Origin of the sequence: Providencia sp. PROV267 (genome assembly GCF_028477825.1) — a bacterium.
Classification (GTDB): domain Bacteria; phylum Pseudomonadota; class Gammaproteobacteria; order Enterobacterales; family Enterobacteriaceae; genus Providencia; species Providencia stuartii.
In genome coordinates, this window is record NZ_JAMPLX010000011.1 from 26,359 (window position 1) to 41,857 (window position 15,499).

Sequence of the window (15,499 nt, forward strand, 5' to 3'; positions counted from 1 at the left end):
CGGTTACAGAATTTACTATTGTATTTTTGAAGGAGTGGTTATGGCCGCTAAAGATCTCAGTTTTTTGGTTGTTGATGATTTTTCCACAATGAGACGTATTGTCCGTAACTTATTAAAAGAACTTGGTTTTAATAAAATAGAAGAAGCAGAAGATGGCGTTGATGCATTAGAAAAAATTCGTGCGGGCCATATCGATTTCGTCGTAGCAGATTGGAACATGCCAAACATGGATGGTTTAGAACTACTGAAAACGATCCGTGGCGACGAAGCGTTGAAGCACATTCCTGTTTTGATGGTAACGGCAGAAGCGAAAAAAGAAAATATCATTGCGGCGGCACAAGCGGGCGCGAGTGGTTATGTCGTGAAGCCATTTACCGCGGCTATATTGGAAGAGAAACTGAATAAAGTCTTTGAAAAAATGGGATTGCAATAAACGAACCTGTAAAAGGAGAGTGTGATGACAGAGCAAATAGTAACGACGAGCAATCCTACAGGTAATGAAGATTTAAAACAGGTCATTACGCGGATTGGCACCTTGATGAGAACGCTACGCGAAAGCATGCGTGAACTCGGTTTAGAAAAAAGTGTTCAGCAGGCGGTGGCTAGCATTCCTGATGGTAAAGATCGTTTGCGTTATATCGCCCAAATGACGGCTCAAGCGGCAGAAAAAACCCTAAACGGTATTGATATAATCAAGCCACTTCAAGTAGAAATGCATGATGAGGCAATCAAACTACAACAGCAATGGGAAGGGGTGAATACGAATCAAATCACACCTGAACTCCATCAATCAACCCATGCTTTTTTGGGGCGTGTGATTAATGACAGCTGTACGACGAAAGCCGAGTTGCTTGAAATTATGATGGCTCAGGATTTTCAAGATTTAACTGGGCAAGTGATTAAAAAAATGATGGAAGTGGTTGAAGAGGCAGAAAAACAGCTGTTGGCACTGCTTATGGAAAATACGCCACCAGAGATGCGAGTGAAGCAACAAAATGACAGTTTGCTAAATGGCCCGCAAATTAACAAGGAAGGTGTCAATGTGATGGCATCACAATCACAAGTTGATGATTTATTAGACGAGCTAGGTTTTTAAATCTTTGTTGAAGTTCCCCCCTTGCCAAAAAGCAGGGGGTCAAGAGCGAATTGCAAATTAATCGGTGTAATCAGGCGATGATGCTCAGTCATGCTGATAGACATCAATGATTCTCCCCCCAAATGCTTTGGTAAATTGTTGAATAAACGCATCACTCATATCCCAGCTATGAAAGCTAAAACCAAGTTCGCCAAATGCCCAGGTTGGGTCATAATGCCAGTCGCCAATTGGCGCACGATAATCACAATTAACACATGACAAATCATGCGGATTACCTTCATACCATGCAGTTACAGCATCGCTCCAATCTTCACTTTGTTTGCTTTGTTCGTTTTTACAAACAGGGCAGTAGATACCAAGACCATTTCCACCTGCATGAAATACGGTACGTTGAGTGGTAATGGTGAGATAGTTTTTTAATATATGTTCCGGTAACTGAGTGGGCACAATTTTGTCATCAATAATATAGAGGATAGGCTGTTTATACTCAGGGGTGGGGCGATATATCACCTCATCATCTTCTATGAGTTGGTAATCAGGGTCGATAATCCCTTGTTGCTTGAGCCAGTTCAGCATGCGTTCCGCTTCTTTTTCTGCATTCTCTACTGAAACATCTGGGGCGACGAGATGACAACTATCCATATATTTATGACCTTTAAGCTAAAGAGTGGGTAGGTAGCTTACCCTTTGAAATTACCTAACAAAATAGGATTTAGTGTATTTATTTCTGACTCATTCTCAGGGAAAAATAGCCTATCTTTTCCCCTACCGCCACCTCGGCGTGGTGTTATTACTAGGCGTTACGTAACGGTTCGCAAAACGGATGTCATCTTACTCAATTGGCAAATAACCCTTGTGAACTTCGTCTATTTTCTTGCATTGATTTTTTTACACTCTGTCATGCTATAGCACAAACTTCTAATCTGCTGACGAGCAAGGAAACGGCGTGTCCGACGAAAGTGATGTAGAAAAAACAGAAGAACCCACGCCCCATAAAAAACAGAAGGCGAAAGATGATGGGCAGATAGTTCGCTCAAAAGAACTCAGTTCACTCATGATGATGTTAGCAGGGGTCAGTCTCCTGTGGCTCAGTGGTGGGCATCTTGCTGATGAACTACGGCAAATTTTTCGTCAAGGTTTTATTTTCGATGGGCATTACATACAAAACACCTTGTTAATGGTGAGCTACTTTGGGCGCATGGTGGGCGAAGCACTATTTGCTTTATTACCTGTTATTGGTGGATTGGCGTTAGTTGGGATCTCTGCATCGTCGCTGGTTGGAGGGTTATTATTTAATAGCAAATTAATTAAATTTGATTTGAAAAAACTTAATCCTATCAGTGGATTAAAACGAATTTTTTCGATGAATGCGCTTTCTGAATTATTTAAAGCCATTTTGAAATCGCTCTTTGTCGGGCTAGGGGCAGCTATTTTTCTCTGGCAAAACTGGTCATCACTTTTGCATCTTGTGACTGAATCTCCCGTAACCGCTTTAGGGAATGCAATGCATAAAGTGATTTTTGCTGGATACCTAATCGTATTTTTGCTGATCCCAATGGTGGCATTTGATGTTTTTTATCAATTTCGTTCACATTTGAAGAAATTACGCATGAGTCGCCAAGAAATTAAAGATGAGTTTAAACAACAAGAAGGTGACCCTCAGATAAAAGCCAAAATCCGCCAACAGCAGCGTGCAATTGCGCGGAATCGTATGATGGCTGATGTACCTCAAGCGGATGTGATAGTGACGAACCCAACTCATTATGCGGTTGCACTGAAATATGATGATAAACGCATGGGAGCACCGAAAGTACTCGCTAAAGGCGCAGGCGTGATAGCTCAACGCATTAAAGAAATTGGCCAAGAACATCGAATTTTACAATTAGAAGCTCCCCCATTAGCGCGTGCACTGTATCGTCATGCCGAAATCGGGCAAAGCATTCCTGTAGCGCTATATGCTGCGGTGGCAGAAGTTTTAGCATGGGTTTACCAGCTACGTCGCTGGCGGCGTGAGGGTGGATTAAAACCAAGAAAACCGAAAAATTTACCAGTGCCACCGGCGCTGGATTTTGCTGGAGAAAACAATCGCGATGGCTAATTTGGCTGCATTATTAAAATTGCCTAAAAACTTACAGGGAACGCAATGGCAAATTCTTGCTGGGCCTGTTCTCATCTTGCTGATCTTGTCGATGATGGTACTGCCATTACCGGCTTTTATCTTAGATTTACTGTTTACCTTTAATATCGCTTTATCGATCATGGTGCTATTAGTGGCAATGTTCACTAAGCGTACCCTTGATTTTGCAGCCTTCCCAACCATTTTGCTGTTTGCCACACTATTACGTCTATCACTAAATATTGCGTCAACGCGCATTATTCTGCTGGAGGGGCATACTGGGCCTGATGCGGCTGGGCGTGTTGTTGAAGCCTTTGGTCACTTTTTGGTGGGGGGAAACTTTGCCATAGGGATAGTGGTTTTCATCATTTTAGTGTTAATTAACTTTATGGTGATCACCAAAGGTGCGGGGCGTATTGCCGAAGTAGGCGCACGCTTTGTCCTTGATGGTATGCCAGGTAAACAGATGGCAATTGATGCGGACTTAAATGCTGGCATTATCAATGATGATGAAGCCAAAAAGCGCCGTGCTGAAGTGACCCAAGAAGCCGATTTTTATGGCTCAATGGATGGTGCAAGTAAATTTGTGCGTGGGGATGCCATCGCGGGGATCATGATTATGGTGATCAACGTTGTCGGTGGGCTAATTATTGGTGTTGGCCAACATAATATGACATTGGGCGATGCCACGAGTGCATATACTTTGCTAACGATTGGTGATGGCTTAGTCGCTCAGATCCCAGCTTTGATTATCTCAACGGCGGCAGGGGTGATTGTGACCAGAGTCGCAACCGATGAAGATGTCGGTGAGCAGATGGTCACTCAGCTATTTAATAACCCACGGGTGATGTGGCTAAGTGCCGGTGTGTTGGGGTTAATCGGTTTAATCCCAGGTATGCCAAACTTTGTATTTTTACTGTTTACTGCCGCATTAGCAGGGCTAGGCTGGTATTTGGTTCGCAAAGCTAAACAGCCAGAAAGTCAGGCAGATGATGGGCAAATGAAACAGTTCCAAGAGGCAAATAAGGTCGTTGAAGCCACTTGGGATGATGTTCAGCTTGAAGATTTACTTGCCATGGAGGTGGGCTATCGCTTAATTCCACTGGTAGATAATGACCAACAAGGTGAATTACTTGGACGAATTCGTGGCTTACGCAAGAAATTTGCGCAAGAGGTAGGTTACTTGCCACCTGTAGTGCATATTTGTGACAACTTAGAGTTAGCGCCTTGTGAATATCGTATCCTTATTAAAGGTGCGGTTGTCGGACATGGTGAGGCGCAACCAGGAAGAAGCTTGGCGATTGACCCAGGTAATGCCGCAGGTACGCTACCCGGAGATGCAACCAAAGAGCCAGCCTTTGGCCTACCTGCCGTTTGGATTGATGATGATTTGCGTGAACAAGCGCAAATCCAAGGGTATACCGTGGTTTCAGCAAGCACTGCCGTTGCTACGCACTTTAATCAGATCTTGCTACAAAACTCAAGCACATTGTTTGGTCGCCAAGAAGCACAAATGCTTTATGACCGAGTGAAGAAAGAGATGCCGAAGCTGGCTGATGATTTAATACCGGATACCATTTCTTTGACCACATTGCATCGGGTATTACAGAATCTATTAATGGAAGATGTTGTGATCCGTGATATGCGCACAATCATTGAAACACTTGCAGAAATGGCGGGTGAAAATGGTGAGCAAAAAGATACGGATTATCTAACATCACAGGTACGTATCGCATTAGGGCGGGCAATCACTCAGCAATGGTTCGGCAATGCGGATGAAATACAAGTCATTGGTCTAGATGCGGGGCTTGAGCAGATTTTATTACAAGCGGCCAAAAATGGTGGTGGCTTAGAGCCAAACCTTGCGCAATTTATTCAGACGCAAGCCGAAGAGGCCGTGAAGCACCAAGAGGCGATGGGCGCACCGACGGTATTATTGGTCAATCATGGACTACGTTTGATCTTATCTCGCTTTTTACGCAGAAGCTTACCTGAACTGGTGGTAATGTCGAATCTTGAGCTAAACGATCGCCGGAAAATTCGCATGACATCGATGATCAGTGGTAACTAAGTTGCTGAGTATAGGAATGAGGTTTTATCGCTTTTGCCGTAAGAAGCGCTTTTTATCATGCACAAGCAAAGTGTCAACGCATTCCTGATACAGATATCAAAGCAGTCGTTATACAACTGCTTTGATGCATAAGAGAGTGGGTTATCTTTTTTAACTTAACGTTTTGGGCGATTTAATAGCGTAGTGGAGGCATGAAACGCTTAATTCACACTTTTTTGTGGTTATTACGTTATTTTGCATAAAATTGCAGAAGTAACAGTTAAAGTCTCGCCTTATGGGCGATGCCGTAAGAAGCGCTTTTTATCATGCACAAGCAAAGCGTTAACGCATTCCTGATACGGATATCAAAGCAGTTGTTATACAACTGCTTTGATGCATAAGAGAGCGGGTTATCTTTTTTAACTTACTGTTTTGAGCGCTTTAATAGCGTAGTGGAGGCATGAAACGTTTAATTCACACTGCTCTGTGGTTATTGCGCTTTTGGGCTTAAAATGACAGGAATAAAAATCAGAGCCTCATCTTGTTTGATGAGCTAAATTGCCTTGGGTGATAAAACTACGCTAGCACTTCATTAAGGTTACAAAAGGCAGGCTGATATTGGATAGCGCTAGCTAATCATTTCGTATAACGGTCATCTATGTTCACTTAATGCGATAGTGGATATAGGTGACCGCTTTTCTTTTATAGACATAAAAATGGCGTGATTTATTTAGTCGAAAAACATGAGAAGATAAAGATTATATTCAATATGGCTTACAAGCGCATGACTGCACGTTACCGAACAGAACGGTGATCTTGTTTATCACCGTCGCCTAAATAGAAATTTTCTTACCTAATACTGGACGCTTTTCTTCTAAACCGTCTGCACCATAAGTGGATTGGTTATTATGTTTTTTGACAAAAGCAAGACGCTGGTTATTCAGTTCAATATGTAACTGCAACATTTGGTGGTTACGGTAATTTAACTCTTTTAATGTTGTTGTCAGCGCTTTGATTTCACCCCACAGGCTATGAAGCGCAGGGTTTTCATCGTAGGGCGCCACAATTCCCATTTCTTGCTCAAGGCGTAGACGATGTGTTTCACCATGTCCAATAGCGGCAACCAAATAACGCTTTTGCTCGGTGGCTTCTTGAAACGGTGATGGGGGAACACGATGGTAGCCTAACAGTAACTCCTCATTTTTCATCACTATTTGCAGTGATTGTAAATGAGTGAGCTGTTGTTCTAGCAACGTCAACAAATCATCATTCATATTCATTGTCTTACTTCATTGATAGCATGAATTCATGGGCATCACGTAAAATACCGTCGGCAACTTTCTCGGTATTCATTTGCAATGTACCATCTTTAATGGCCTGTTTAATTCGTTCAACTTTTTCACTGTTGATATCACTGGCTTGAGGTTGCAATAACTTCTTTTTTAGTTCACTTGGTGAAAAAGTACTTTCTTTAACGGATTCAGTCGCTGATACTTTTTTCTCACGAAGGGGCGCCGTGGGATCCTGTGGGTCACGGTTTGTCACTTGCGTTAGCGCTGAAATTGCAGATGTTTGCTCGATAGCCATAGTGTTTTTCCTGTTCCAGTATTTTTATAAATGGAATATCGGCGTTAATTACCAATTCTTTAATCTAATGCTTATCTTTAAGACTATTCTAATGCTTGAGAATGATAATGATACCCTTCGATATGAGTAGGCGCATAATATCGATTATCTTATTGAGTCTCAATCAAAATTCGCTACTTTAGCGCTACCCGCACACTGCCATTTTCTAAGGCTTCTCCATTAACAACCTGACCGTTGATTAATCGAACACGCGTGTTTTCCCCGGTGGCGGCATTGTTGATGGCTCGTCCTTCATATTTAACCGAAAAATTATGGCCATTTGCAAAGACATAAACGTTTTGTCCTGCTTTAACGGCCCAAGGTCGACGCATCATAGATTGTGTCAATGTTTGACCTGCATTGATATCACGCAATGCGATGCTGCCGCGTATTGCAACTTTATCGGTGGCAGCCCCTGTAGGTAGCTTATGGAGTAGCCCCTTTTGGGTGCCAATATCGACAAATTCAATTTTTTCTCCACGAGCGATATTACGTGTTGCCACATAATACTGTCCGGTGACATTAACGGTTAACTGAATAAACTGTTTTTTCTTACCGCATTGCACCGGTAATGAAACATTTCCCATATTACGACTACCGACAGGAGGAAGAATTTGGGGCTTTTCACAACTAGGCCAACGTTCTATAGGTGTTTTTATCTCAATAGAGACTTGATTCGGCTTGGTGTGTATTTTACGAAAATAGTTATTAATGTCTTGCGGTAAAGAGGCTTGCGCTGTTGTCGTTAGTAAAATTAACGAGCCAAATAGCGTTGTATGAAAACCATTCATTGAGTTGCCTCCTCATCAAAAGATACTTTTCTAATTGCTCGCAGTTTACGCATCTCATCAATAATGAATGGGTCAAATAGGTCAATAATTTTGCCTTTATCTTGCCATTAGATTTTTTGTTATACGGCTAATATAAGCGCGTCGAATTTTAAATTTCAGCGTTTTCTGCATTGCTATTCTTTGAAAATTACAGTTAGCGAATGGCGTGACGCATTGGTGCTTATTTTATCGTGATAACGATAAGAGAGAGATAAGCAAAATTTATTGGGGTTGAACATGATTGATAAATTAAATGCCACATTTGCTTTTCAGCAACAGGCGTTATCAATACGCGAGGCAAGGCAAACTATTTTAGCTGCAAATATTGCTAATGCGGATACACCGGGGTATCAGGCGCGTGATATTGATTTTAGCCGCCAGTTACAGCAAGCCATGAAAAATGGCGTTGTAAAAGGTAAAGGCGTTGCTTTGGCGGTGACATCAAAAGGCCATATCGAAGGTCGAAACATGAAACAGCCCGAATTGGATCTTAAATATCGTGTTCCATATCAAACCTCAATGGACGGTAATACCGTCGATATGGATATAGAGCGCAGTCAATTCGCAGATAACACATTGAAGTACCAAGCAGATCTCACTTTTATTAATAGCCGCGTCAAAAGTATGTTGGCCGTGTTACAGCAGGGGTAATAAAAATGGCGTTACTCAGTATTTTTGATATTTCAGCATCCGCACTGACCGCGCAATCACAGCGTCTTAACGTGAGCGCTAGCAATATGGCGAACGCGGAAAGTGTTGTAGGCCCTGATGGCGAACCGTTTCGTGCTAAACAGGTAGTTTTCCAAATGACGCCTCAAGGCCGTAATGGCGTTGGCGGTGTTCGTGTGAGCCAGTTGATTGAAGATCCCACGCCACCACGTATGGAATACAAACCCGGTCACCCATTGGCGGATGAGAAGGGGTACGTGCGTATGCCTAACGTCGATATGGTCGGTGAAATGATCAATACCATTTCGGCATCGCGTAGCTACCAAGCAAACTTAGAAGTGATGAATACAGCTAAAACGCTGCTTCAGAAAACCTTAACCATAGGCCGGTAACGAGGAAGCTAAATGGGCATAGCAGCCACCATGTATGACTCTTTGGATAACACCACAGCAGGCCCAGAGCCGCTGAAAAGTAATATTCCAAATAAAAATAAGAGTCAAACGGATGATATGCGTGACACGTTTTTAAAAATGATTGTGACGCAGATGCAAAATCAAGACCCCACTAAGCCGATGGAAAACGCAGAGTTGACCAGCCAACTTGCACAAATCGCGACCCTTGAAAGTATGAATAAGCTGAGTGATAAAGTCAGCGGAATTTCAAGCCAAATTGGTTCTGGTCAATCATTGCAAGCGACTCAATTGGTCGGAAAAGGGGTTTTGATACCGCGTAATGAAATCGTTCTTGCGCCATTAAAAACGCAAAATGACAGTGATAATACGGCTATTTCTAAACCAACAAATCCATTACCTGATGATGAAACTAGCCGTGCGTTGTCCGTAGCCAATGACAATGGCGGAGATGATGATGCGTCCCAAGGGGATTATATCTCATCGCCGTTTGGTTTCTTCCTTCCCAAAATGGCTGACAGCGTTGAGATCACGATACGCGATAAAAATAGAGCCATTATTCGTACCATCTCTTACGACACAGAAGTGAAACCTGACATTTATGACATGTCGTGGGATGGGCGCGATGACAATGGAAAACTCGTTGCTGATACGAACAGCAAATACTTCTTTGATGTAAGGGCTGTCAGTAACGGCGCAGAAATTGAAGTCACCAAATTGGGATATACCCGAGTTAATGGTGTCACGCCGGGTACAGATGCTCCTTTATTGGATGTTGGTATAGGACAGAGTGTGCCGCTTAGCAGCATTTTTAAAGTCTATCCATCATCTTAATTTTATTTCCCCAACCGTCATGGAGAAAACATGTCTTTTTCACAAGCAGTTAGTGGCTTAAATGCTGCCTCAGCGGGGCTTGATTCGATTGGTAATAATATTGCCAACTCCGCAACTAATGGTTTTAAAGGTGCAACCACCTCTTTTGCCGATATGTTTGCCGGTTCAGGTGTAGGTCTGGGGGTTAACGTTGCCGCGGTAACCCAAAACTTTAAAGATGGCCCAATCACTCGTACTGACAGACCGACGGATGTGGCCATTTCAGGAAATGGTTTTTTCCGTGTGCAAGACCAAAACGGTGATATTTTTTATAGCCGTGATGGGCAATTTATTCGCGATAAAAGCGGCAACCTCGTCAACAACCAAGGAATGACAGTGACAGGTTATCCGGCTGGTTTGGATGAGAATGGTAATGTGGTCGTTCAAAGTGGTGGTGTTCCTCAAGGGCTAAATATCCCAACAGATATGATGGATGCTCAAGCCTCTGATTTGGCAAAACTGACTATCAACCTGAATTCTGAAGACAAAGTTAAATCCAAACCTTTTGATATCAATAACCCAGATGATACTGGCAGCTATAACTTCAGTACCACCATGACCGCATTTGATAGCCAAGGTAATACCCATGAAATCTCCGTTTACTTTGTCAAAACAGACGATAACAAATGGACGGCTTATGCAAAAGATGCTGGCGATAAAGTGGCTAAGAAATTAGGAGATATGGAGTTTGATGGAAATGGCCGCCTAAATAGCCCAACTAATGCCGTTTTTGCGTTTGATTATCAAGGTCTAAATGGTGCCAATAACGGTACGTTGCAGATTGACCTAAATAAAACACGCCAGCAAAAAGTCAGCGAATCATCGGTGAGTGCGATTGATGTTAACGGTTATCCGGCAGGTGAGTACACCAATTTCAAAGTCGAAGATAACGGCTTGATCGTGGCGAATTACTCAAACCAACAAAAACGTGTTGTTGGGCAAGTGGCACTTTCAGCATTCGCTAACCCGAATGGCTTAGTATCACAAGGTGGTAACGTTTGGGCACCGTCTAATGCCTCTGGTAACCCGATGGATGGCGTACCGGGCGTCGGTCAATTCGGTAAGCTAACGAGCGGTGCGCTGGAATCTTCCAACGTAGATATGAGCCAAGAGCTGATCAACATGATTGTGATGCAACGTAACTACCAATCGAACGCACAGACGATCAAAACCCAAGATCAGATGCTGCAAACGATGGTTAACTTACGCTAAGTGTAGAGGGTGGCTATGGATCATGTCATTTATACCGCAATGGGAGGCGCACGACATGCGCTTGAAAACCAAGCGATTGTTTCTAATAACATTGCGAATGTTTCCACATCGGGTTTTAAAGCGCAATTAGCGGCGATGCGGGCTGTTCCTATTCATGGAGATAGCGAGCAAACACGAACGTTGGTGGTTGCTTCAACGCCCGGAGCGGATATGAGCCAAGGGCCGCTCAACTATACGGGCAGGCCAATGGATGTGGCATTAAACGACAAACACTTTCTAGCCGTTGAACTTGCAGATGGTAGTGAAGCTTATACCCGTAACGGTAACATTCAAATTTCACCTGACGGTGAATTGGTGATTGGTGAGCGCCGTCTACAAGGAGATGGTGGCCCGATCAATGTGCCGCCGAATGCGGAACTGACCATCGGTGAAGATGGCACAGTGACGGCCTTATTGGCGACCGACCCGCCAACAATGTTAGGGCAGATAGGGCGCTTAAAAGTGGTTGAAGCTCAGCCGCAAGATTTAATTCGCGGTGAAGATGGCTTATTTCATCTATCACCACAAGCCGCGGCGGCGAATGGTAATGGGCTTGCACAAAGTGAGCGAGCTTCCGTGACATCTGGGGTGATTGAAGGCAGCAATGTCAATGCCGCAGAAGCGATGGTGTCGATGATTGCCAACGCTAGGTATTTTGAAATGCAGATGAAAGTGGTTCGTAGTGCCGATGAAAATGCACAAAAAGCCAACCAACTGCTTGCCGTTAGCTAATTTTCAGTAAGGAATAACGATGATCCGTTCATTATGGATTGCTAAAACTGGGCTTGATACCCAACAAACCAACCTTGATGTTATTTCCAACAACTTGGCAAACGTCAGTACAAATGGTTTCAAACGTCAACGTGCAGTATTTGAAGATTTACTGTATCAAAATATTCGTCAACCGGGGGCAATGAGCTCTGAGCAGACCTCTTTACCATCAGGTTTACAACTGGGTACAGGGTCACGCCCTGTGGCGACAATGCGTATTCATAGCCAAGGTGCGTTGAATAAAACCGGAAACACCACCGACATTGCTATCAAAGGACAAGGTTTCCTACATGTGCAGTTGCCCGATGGTACAGATGCATATACACGCGACGGTGCTTTGCAGCCAAACCAAGATGGTCAGCTAGTCACTTCGAGTGGTTACCAAATCGTACCTGCCATCACCATCCCTGATAATGCCAATAGCCTCACCATCGCACGTGATGGTACGGTCTCAATCACGGTCTATGGGGATAACCAACCACAGCAAATTGGGCAAATTACGCTAACAACATTTATTAATGATGCGGGCTTGGAAAGTATGGGTGAGAACCTGTACATGGAAACCGCTAGCTCAGGAGCGCCAAATGAAAGCGCGCCGGGCACGAATGGTGCTGGTTTGCTGTATCAGCATATGCTTGAAACCTCGAACGTCAATGTGGCTGAGGAATTGGTGAATATGATCCAAACCCAACGCGCCTATGAAATTAACAGTAAAGCGGTTTCAGCTTCCGACCAGATGCTACAACGCTTAACGCAACTGTAATTTGATGGCATAACGCGCGGCCTGATCCCAAATGACAATTTGCCCGAGAAGGTAAGTTGTCATTTGGTGATAACTAGGCATTTGATGTGATGATAAAACAGACACAGCAGCAAAAGAGTACCATGATGACGAAAAACGGTTTTACCCCTGAAATTAAGGGCGATTCATTCTTTTCACCGAGTAAGGTTTTGGTGATTGCTTTGGTATTAGCCACAAGTGGTTGTGCTTATGTCAAACCTCGTCCTCTGGTGGATACTCAAACAAGTGCGTTACCGACAGCACCCACAGCCCCCGCACCCAATGGCGCTATTTTTCAAAGTGCTCAGCCCGCCTATTACGGCTACCAACCACTGTTTGAAGATAGGCGACCTCGCAATGTAGGCGATATTTTAACCATTAATTTGCAAGAGAATGTGAGCGCCAGTAAGAACTCATCCGCGAATGCAAATCGCAGCGGTAAAACGGGGTTCTTAGCCGCAATCTTGCCTGGTTTTATGCAAGGTTGGCTGGGCGGCAGTAATACAGAGCTGGATGTGAAAGGCAGTAGTGATTTTTCAGGGAAAGGCGGGGCCAATGCCAACAATACCTTTAGAGGCACCATAACCGTCACGGTCGATCAACTCTTAGCTAACGGTAACTTGCATGTAGTGGGCGAAAAACGGATAGCGATTAATCAAGGAACGGAGTCGATTCGTTTTTCGGGCGTGGTAAACCCTCGCACAATAGGCGCAGATAACAATGTCAGCTCCACACAAGTGGCGGATGCGCGTATTGAATATGTTGGTGATGGTTATATTAATGAATCGCAAACCATGGGCTGGTTGCAACGCTTTTTCTTAAACGTTTCGCCTTATTAATTTAGGTAGAAATTGAGCTGTAAACCCATAGAGATAATCGAATGAATAAATTAGTGACTCTTCTGCTAACGCTGCTTTGTCTATTTGCTACATCGGCATATAGCGAACGTATCAAGGATTTGACAACAGTGCAGGGTGTACGTGACAACGCGTTAATTGGTTATGGATTGGTAGTAGGGCTGGATGGCACCGGTGACCAAACCATGCAAACACCCTTTACCACTCAAAGCTTGAGCAATATGTTATCTCAAATGGGGATCACCGTGCCACCTGGCACTAACATGCAGTTGAAAAACGTGGCAGCCGTGATGGTTACCGCGAAATTGCCACCTTTTGCTCGCGCAGGACAAGCCGTAGATGTGGTGGTCTCCTCGATGGGGAATGCGAAAAGCTTACGAGGTGGTACTTTGCTAATGACCCCACTTAAAGGCGTTGATGGGCAGGTTTATGCCATGGCACAAGGTAACATTTTAGTTGGTGGAGCTGGCGCGAGTGCGGGGGGAAGCAGTATTAAAGTCAATCAATTAGCTGGTGGGCGGATCACTGGAGGGGCGACCATTGAGCGTGAGCTACCTACTAGCTTTGGTCAAAATGGCATCATTAACTTACAACTGAACGATGATAGCTTCACATTAGCGCAAGATATTAGTGATGCAATTAACCGATTACGTGGTGCAGGCACCGCAACACCATTAGATTCACGCACAGTTCAGCTACGTGTGCCAATGAACAATAGTGATCAGGTGCGTTTTCTTGCACAAATTCAAGAATTGAATGTACGTACGCCAATTGCCGAAGCCAAAGTGATCTTAAATTCGCGAACAGGCTCAGTTGTGATCAATCGCAGTGTAACATTAGAAAGCTGTGCGGTAGCACACGGCAGTTTATCGGTGATGGTAGAGAGGCAAACTCAGGTCAGTCAGCCGAACACGCCTTTTGCAGGCGGGCAAACCGTCGTTACCCGTAATACGAATATTGGGGTGAGGGAGCAAGGCGGCGCATTACAAAAAGTCAATGCCAGCGTACAACTTAACCAAGTGATACAAGCACTTAATACTTTAGGGGCGACGCCAACCGACTTAATGTCGATTTTACAGGCCATGGAAAGCGCTGGATGCTTGCGCGCTAAGCTGGAGATCATCTGATGAATGATATGCAATTAATGCAAGGTGCCGCATTTGATTTGCAGTCGCTCAGCCATTTAAAGCGGGAATTAACTGATTCGCCAGATAAAGGGTTGCGTCAAGTCACCCAGCAATTAGAAGCGACGTTTGTACAAATGATGTTAAAAAGCATGCGTGATGCACTACCGCAAGATGGTCTTTTTTCCTCCGATCAGACGCGTATGCTAACCAGTATGTATGATCAGCAAATTGCGCAAGACCTGTCACAAAAAGGGTTAGGCTTTGGTGAAATGATGTATCAGCAGCTAACTCAAATGCAAGGTGATACATCTTCAGAAGACGTACCAGTGAAGCCCTTTAACATGGATGATCGATTGATAGATTCTCTACCTAACCAAGCAATGGCGCAGATTGTCCGTCGTTTTGCTCCGTTAGGAGATGCTCTATCGTCATCCATGCAGAAGGTCAAATCCCTCTCTTTAAATAGTCAAAACTTTATTAGTCGACTAATAGAGCCTGCAAAAGTTGCCAGCCAGAAAAGTGGTATATCGCACCTTTTGGTCCTTGCTCAGGCGGCATTAGAAAGTGGTTGGGGGCGTCGAGAAATTTTAACGGCGGAAGGCAAAACCAGCCATAACCTGTTTGGTATTAAAGCGGGTAAAAGTTGGCAAGGGCCAGTAACCAATATTATGACAACGGAAGTGATTAATGGCAAAAGCATCAAAATGCGAGACGATTTCCGTGTGTATGGCTCATATGAAGAAGCGATAGCCGATTACATTAATTTATTGACTGAGAACCCACGCTATCGTGATGTTAAACACGCGCAATCCCCTGAGGTAGCGGCGCGTCGCTTACACCAAGCAGGTTATGCGACAGACCCTAATTATGCCGATAAATTAATTACGCTGATCAATCAAATTCGTGGCTATCAGACGGCAGACAAAGCGGCGTCACGAGCGGTTCAAGCCTATACCGTCGATCTGAGTGATATTTTTTAAATTTTCATCTTGAAAGGTGCCGTAAACACTAAACATTTGCGGCATCTTTCCGATAACTAACT

The 15,499-nt window shown here is 44.0% G+C and carries 17 protein-coding genes; 13 read left to right on the forward strand and 4 right to left on the reverse strand.

Annotated features, from left to right (window positions below):
- Nucleotides 1–40 precede the first annotated feature (40 nt).
- On the forward strand, nucleotides 41–433 hold the full coding sequence (gene cheY, locus PR709_RS08705) for a chemotaxis response regulator CheY (RefSeq protein ID WP_004918582.1): 393 nt from the start codon (nucleotides 41–43) through the stop codon (nucleotides 431–433).
- A 24-nt stretch (nucleotides 434–457) separates the two neighbouring features.
- The gene (locus tag PR709_RS08710; RefSeq protein ID WP_004918584.1) at nucleotides 458–1,096 is read left to right on the forward strand and encodes a protein phosphatase CheZ; all 639 of its coding nucleotides are present in this window, start codon (nucleotides 458–460) and stop codon (nucleotides 1,094–1,096) included.
- Nucleotides 1,097–1,180: 84 nt separating this feature from the next.
- Here PR709_RS08710 and PR709_RS08715 read toward each other — a convergent pair whose 3' ends face one another.
- Nucleotides 1,181–1,738, reverse strand: coding sequence for a hypothetical protein (locus PR709_RS08715; RefSeq protein ID WP_004918586.1), 558 nt, complete (start codon nucleotides 1,736–1,738; stop codon nucleotides 1,181–1,183).
- Nucleotides 1,739–2,042: 304 nt separating this feature from the next.
- Between PR709_RS08715 and flhB the strand changes: the two genes are divergently transcribed.
- Nucleotides 2,043–3,194, forward strand: coding sequence for a flagellar biosynthesis protein FlhB (gene flhB / locus PR709_RS08720; protein WP_004918591.1), 1,152 nt, complete (start codon nucleotides 2,043–2,045; stop codon nucleotides 3,192–3,194).
- Nucleotides 3,187–5,283, forward strand: a complete 2,097-nt coding sequence (gene flhA, locus PR709_RS08725; protein WP_004918593.1) for a flagellar biosynthesis protein FlhA — start codon at nucleotides 3,187–3,189, stop codon at nucleotides 5,281–5,283. The genes flhB and flhA overlap by 8 nt, the downstream gene beginning before the upstream one ends.
- A gap of 812 nt (nucleotides 5,284–6,095) precedes the next feature.
- On the opposite strand, the gene PR709_RS08730 is transcribed toward flhA, so the two are convergent.
- From PR709_RS08730 to flgA, 3 genes are all read right to left on the reverse strand, one after another.
- Nucleotides 6,096–6,536, reverse strand: coding sequence for a flagella synthesis protein FlgN (locus PR709_RS08730; protein ID WP_169342339.1), 441 nt, complete (start codon nucleotides 6,534–6,536; stop codon nucleotides 6,096–6,098).
- 10 nt (nucleotides 6,537–6,546) lie between these two features.
- Nucleotides 6,547–6,849 carry a flagellar biosynthesis anti-sigma factor FlgM gene (flgM, locus tag PR709_RS08735; protein ID WP_004918599.1) on the reverse strand — a complete coding sequence of 101 codons (303 nt, stop codon included), beginning with the start codon at nucleotides 6,847–6,849 and terminating at the stop codon, nucleotides 6,547–6,549.
- Nucleotides 6,850–7,022: 173 nt separating this feature from the next.
- Complete coding sequence (gene flgA / locus PR709_RS08740; protein ID WP_004918600.1) at nucleotides 7,023–7,679, reverse strand: flagellar basal body P-ring formation chaperone FlgA; 657 nt, start codon at nucleotides 7,677–7,679, stop codon at nucleotides 7,023–7,025.
- Between the two features lie 276 nt (nucleotides 7,680–7,955).
- Between flgA and flgB the strand changes: the two genes are divergently transcribed.
- The 9 genes from flgB to flgJ all read left to right on the forward strand — a co-directional run bounded on the left by flgB (nucleotide 7,956) and on the right by flgJ (nucleotide 15,437).
- The gene (gene flgB, locus PR709_RS08745) at nucleotides 7,956–8,369 is read left to right on the forward strand and encodes a flagellar basal body rod protein FlgB (protein ID WP_004918603.1); all 414 of its coding nucleotides are present in this window, start codon (nucleotides 7,956–7,958) and stop codon (nucleotides 8,367–8,369) included.
- 5 nt (nucleotides 8,370–8,374) lie between these two features.
- Nucleotides 8,375–8,779 (forward strand): flagellar basal body rod protein FlgC, encoded by a 405-nt coding sequence (gene flgC / locus PR709_RS08750; RefSeq protein ID WP_272570865.1) that lies wholly within the window; start codon nucleotides 8,375–8,377, stop codon nucleotides 8,777–8,779.
- A gap of 12 nt (nucleotides 8,780–8,791) precedes the next feature.
- Nucleotides 8,792–9,631 (forward strand): flagellar hook assembly protein FlgD, encoded by an 840-nt coding sequence (locus PR709_RS08755; protein ID WP_004918607.1) that lies wholly within the window; start codon nucleotides 8,792–8,794, stop codon nucleotides 9,629–9,631.
- Between the two features lie 30 nt (nucleotides 9,632–9,661).
- Nucleotides 9,662–10,882, forward strand: coding sequence for a flagellar hook protein FlgE (flgE, locus tag PR709_RS08760; RefSeq protein WP_004918608.1), 1,221 nt, complete (start codon nucleotides 9,662–9,664; stop codon nucleotides 10,880–10,882).
- 15 nt (nucleotides 10,883–10,897) lie between these two features.
- Complete coding sequence (locus PR709_RS08765; RefSeq protein WP_004918610.1) at nucleotides 10,898–11,653, forward strand: flagellar basal body rod protein FlgF; 756 nt, start codon at nucleotides 10,898–10,900, stop codon at nucleotides 11,651–11,653.
- A gap of 19 nt (nucleotides 11,654–11,672) precedes the next feature.
- Complete coding sequence (gene flgG / locus PR709_RS08770; protein WP_004918612.1) at nucleotides 11,673–12,455, forward strand: flagellar basal-body rod protein FlgG; 783 nt, start codon at nucleotides 11,673–11,675, stop codon at nucleotides 12,453–12,455.
- 89 nt (nucleotides 12,456–12,544) lie between these two features.
- Nucleotides 12,545–13,312 carry a flagellar basal body L-ring protein FlgH gene (locus PR709_RS08775; RefSeq protein WP_004918615.1) on the forward strand — a complete coding sequence of 256 codons (768 nt, stop codon included), beginning with the start codon at nucleotides 12,545–12,547 and terminating at the stop codon, nucleotides 13,310–13,312.
- Between the two features lie 41 nt (nucleotides 13,313–13,353).
- Nucleotides 13,354–14,457, forward strand: a complete 1,104-nt coding sequence (locus PR709_RS08780; protein WP_004918617.1) for a flagellar basal body P-ring protein FlgI — start codon at nucleotides 13,354–13,356, stop codon at nucleotides 14,455–14,457.
- Nucleotides 14,457–15,437, forward strand: coding sequence for a flagellar assembly peptidoglycan hydrolase FlgJ (flgJ, locus tag PR709_RS08785; RefSeq protein ID WP_004918619.1), 981 nt, complete (start codon nucleotides 14,457–14,459; stop codon nucleotides 15,435–15,437). The genes PR709_RS08780 and flgJ overlap by 1 nt, the downstream gene beginning before the upstream one ends.
- The last annotated feature ends 62 nt before the right edge of the window (nucleotides 15,438–15,499 follow it).